4 protein-coding genes and 1 pseudogene are annotated in these 3,520 nt (G+C 65.3%); 2 read left to right on the top strand and 3 right to left on the bottom strand.

From position 1 onward, the window contains the following. A pseudogene (locus EOA60_RS24210) lies at positions 1-509 on the top strand (AsmA protein); the annotation flags it as partial. Between the two features lie 98 nt (positions 510-607). On the opposite strand, the gene EOA60_RS24205 reads toward EOA60_RS24210, so the two are convergent. Beyond that, positions 608-1,039, bottom strand: coding sequence for a helix-turn-helix domain-containing protein (locus EOA60_RS24205; RefSeq protein WP_066990862.1), 432 nt, complete (start codon positions 1,037-1,039; stop codon positions 608-610). 178 nt (positions 1,040-1,217) lie between these two features. Here EOA60_RS24205 and EOA60_RS24200 point away from each other — a divergent pair, with 178 nt between their 5' ends. Next, on the top strand, positions 1,218-3,020 hold the full coding sequence (locus EOA60_RS24200; protein WP_095824899.1) for a chloride channel protein: 1,803 nt from the start codon (positions 1,218-1,220) through the stop codon (positions 3,018-3,020). A gap of 6 nt (positions 3,021-3,026) precedes the next feature. Here the strand turns inward: EOA60_RS24200 and EOA60_RS24195 are convergent, their stop codons facing one another. Continuing rightward, complete coding sequence (locus tag EOA60_RS24195) at positions 3,027-3,254, bottom strand: ribbon-helix-helix domain-containing protein (protein ID WP_095779013.1); 228 nt, start codon at positions 3,252-3,254, stop codon at positions 3,027-3,029. Positions 3,255-3,262: 8 nt separating this feature from the next. Next, positions 3,263-3,460: a DUF4169 family protein gene (locus EOA60_RS24190; RefSeq protein WP_095824898.1), complete on the bottom strand. Its 198-nt coding sequence runs from the start codon at positions 3,458-3,460 to the stop codon at positions 3,263-3,265. Between the last annotated feature and the right edge of the window lie 60 nt (positions 3,461-3,520).

The raw sequence follows: 3,520 nt of genomic DNA, 5'->3' as shown, positions 1-3,520 counted from the left end.
GGCGCGAGGTGCGCTACTACGCTGCGCTGCAGACGGAGCGCGACCGGGCGGCCGAGGAACTGCGCCGGCAAGAGGAAGAGGCGCGGCAGAAAGCCGAGGCTGAAGCCAGGGCGAATGCCGAAGCGGAAGCGCAAGCGAAGGCAGAAGCCGAGGCGCAAGCCAAAGCGGAAGAAGAGGCAAGGGCAAAAGCGGAAGCCGATGCCAAGGCTCAGGCCGAGGCCGAGGCCGAGGCGCGTGCCAAGGCGGAGGCTGATGCGCAAGCAGCGGCGAATGCCGACGCCAAGGCAAAGGCCGAACAACAGGCCGCAGCCGCGAAAGCCCAGGCCGAGGCGGATCGCAAGCGTGCCGAGCAGGCGAGGCTGGAAGCTGAACGCAGGGCGGCTGAGCAGGCGCCAAAAGTCGACCGGTCGCTTCCCGGCGTCAACGACGGTTCCGTTCCAGAGCCGCCGAAGCCCAAGTCCAATCCGTTCACGATCGACAACCTCTTGAAGTCGCTGGACGGCGGTTGAAACTCGTTATTCCAGGAAAACTGCATAGCGGTTCCGCCCGGAATCGCGGGCGAACAAAACACCCAAGACGTCGCGAAGGACAGCGCTGGATGTAGCGCTCAAACCGGCTCCTGCCGCGAAAGCAGGCGCTTGAGCATAGGTTCGATGCGGGCAAGCTCGTCGAGATGGGCGGCCGACAATTCGGCGAGACGGTCGTCGGCGAGCGGGGTGAGTTGCAGCAGGACGCGGCGGTGGTCGGCCTTGTCTTGATCCCGCGCGACCAAGCCGGCCTCGCTCAGCCGATTCACCAGTTCGACGGCGCTGTGGTGGCGGATGCGCAACCGCTCCGCCAGATCGCCCACTGCCACCGGCCCGCCGCCGGGATAGCCCTTGATCGCCAGCAGCGCCTGGTGCTGGCGCGGGGTCAAGCCCGCCTCATTCGCCTGCAACTGGCTGAATTCGAGGAAGCGGCGGATCAGGTAGCGGAACTCCGAAAGCCGCTGATAGTCGGCCTGGCTGATGGCGGGACGTGGTTTCTTCGGATGCGTCATGCCACGACTTATCGCCCTTTCCGGCCAAAGCTCAACTCTAATGAAAGCCTGGCGCATCCATGACCAAAATGACGCGGAGCAACCACCAAAAACGGCCTTGAAGAATTATATCGTGTTACGATATGTAGCCGCCCGACAACCGGACGGTACCGCGCCGCCAGAAAGCTCAGGCTCCCAAATGAAATCCGCTCATGCCGGAAACGGCCATCTCCGCGACTTCACCACCGATCCGCGGGTGCTCATCATCGCCGCCATCGCAGTCGTTGTGGCGACCGCCGGGCTGTTTGCCGGCATCGCGCTGTTGAAGCTGATAAGGCTCGCCACCAACATCGCCTATTTCGGCCAGTTCACACTGGCCGAGCTCAGGCTCGAGGACACGCCGCTCGGCTATGCCGCCGTGCTGGTTCCAGTAATCGGCGCGCTGGTCATCGGGCTGATGGCGCGCTTCGGCAGCGAAAAGATCCGCGGCCACGGCATTCCGGAAGCCATCGAAGCAATCCTGCTCGGCCGCTCGCGGCTCGACGCCAAAGTGGCGGTATTGAAGCCATTGTCGTCGGCGATCTCGATCGGCTCAGGCGGACCGTTCGGCGCCGAAGGGCCGATCATCATGACCGGCGGGGCGATCGGCTCGTTGATCGCGCAGATGCTGCCGGTCAGCGACAATGAACGCAAGACGCTGCTGGTGGCGGGCGCGGCGGCCGGCATGACGACCGTGTTCGGCACGCCGATCGCGGCAATCATGCTCGCCGTCGAGCTGCTGCTATTCGAATGGACGCCGCGCAGCTTCATCCCGGTCGCCGTTGCCGCCATCGTCGCCGAGGTCGAACGCACCTTGCTGCACCTGCCCGGACCCATCTTCCCGTTCTCGGGCAGCATGGAAGCGTCGATCGCCGGATTGGGTGGCTGGGTGCTGGTCGGGATTGCCGCCGGCCTGCTCTCCGGCTTGCTGACGCAAATGGTCTATGCCTGCGAGGACGCCTTCCAGAAGCTGCCGATACACTGGATGTGGTGGCCGATGATCGGCGGCCTGGTGGTCGGTATCGGTGGACTGATCGAGCCGCAGGCGCTCGGTGTCGGCTACGACAACATCGCCAACATGTTGGATGGCCATGTGCTGGCGGCGGCAGCGCTGACGCTTTTGGTCGTCAAGGCCATTATCTGGTCGGTGGCGCTGGGTTCGGGAACGTCGGGCGGCGTGCTGGCGCCGCTCTTGATCATGGGCGGCGCGATGGGCGCGGTGCTTGCCGGCATCCTGCCCGAGGCGACGCCCGGCTTCTGGCCGCTGCTGGCGATGGCCGCGACCATGGGCGGCACCATGCGCGCGCCGCTGACCGCGACCTTCTTCGCGGTCGAACTCACCGGCAACACCCACATGCTGGTGCCGCTGATCGCAGCCTGCGCCACCGCCCATGCCGTCACCGTGCTGTTGATGAAGCGATCGATCCTGACCGAAAAGGTGGCGCGGCGCGGACATCACCTCGTTCGCGAATACCGCGTCGATCCCTTCGCGCTGACCAGGGTGCGCGAGGTGATGACGACCAAGGTCGAGAGCGTGCCGGCGACGATGACGCTGCACGGCGCGGCGGCATTCCTGACCGCCCCGGACACGCGCCATCCGAGCTTTCCTGTGATCGACGAGAAAGGCCATGTGCTCGGCCTCATCGATCCGCCGGCGATCCTGCGTTGGCGCCGCGCCGGCAAGCACCGCAAGACGACGCTCGGCGAACTTTTGGCCGGCAGCAAGGTCACGCTCGCCTATCCCGACGAATATCTGGAAGGACTGTCAGACAAGCTGCTCCTGGCCAACGTCTCGCATCTGCCGGTCGTCTCGCGCGAGGATGCACGGCTGGTCGGCTATATCGGCTGGAAGGACCTGATGCGGGTGCGGTCGAAAAAGCAGGCCGAGGAACGCGACCGTTCGGCCCTGCTCAGCTTCGGCGCCAAGCGCAAGGCGCAGGAAAGCCTCGGCGATCCGGTCTGAGGCCGGTCAAGATGCCTTGCCGCCGCGCTTTGCCCAGGCGAGCACGTAGAGTCTGAGCGCGGAGGAGAGGTTGGCGTCACGGGTCCGCGTTTCGTCGATCTCGGCAACGAGGGCCGCGAGCGACAGCGAGCGCTGCGTCGCGATCGCCACCAAATCGTCGTAGAAGGGTTGCTCCAGGGAAAAACTGGTGCGGTGGCCGCGGATCGTCACCGAGCGTTTTTCGACAGCGGCCATCCGGGCGCTCAGCGCCGGTCCGGATCGCCGGGCTTTTCGCGGCGATGGCCGTCCATGAATTTTTCCCTCATGTCGGACGTCAGCCGGTCACGCTCGCGCTCGGCTTTGGAACGGCCGTGCAATGCCCGGTTTTCCCTGGCCAGGCGTTCCTTCTCGATGCGCGCTTTCTGCTTGCGGGCCTGGCGGAGATTGACGACCTCGCCCATTTCCCCGGCTCACTTCTTGCGAAAGGCGTCGAGCGAAACCACTTCGGCACCCTTGCCGCC

The organism is Mesorhizobium sp. M1A.F.Ca.IN.020.06.1.1, assembly GCF_004023265.1.
Taxonomy (GTDB): Bacteria; Pseudomonadota; Alphaproteobacteria; order Rhizobiales; family Rhizobiaceae; genus Mesorhizobium.
This window is presented reverse-complemented; position numbering and strand designations above follow the sequence as displayed.

Coding starts and splice junctions, on each gene's coding strand:
- EOA60_RS24190 (WP_095824898.1), bottom strand. CDS start 3,460: ATGGGCGAGGTCGTCAATCTCCGCCAGGCCCGCAAGCAGAAAGCGCGC.
- EOA60_RS24200 (WP_095824899.1), top strand. CDS start 1,218: ATGAAATCCGCTCATGCCGGAAACGGCCATCTCCGCGACTTCACCACC.
- EOA60_RS24195 (WP_095779013.1), bottom strand. CDS start 3,254: ATGGCCGCTGTCGAAAAACGCTCGGTGACGATCCGCGGCCACCGCACC.
- EOA60_RS24205 (WP_066990862.1), bottom strand. CDS start 1,039: ATGACGCATCCGAAGAAACCACGTCCCGCCATCAGCCAGGCCGACTAT.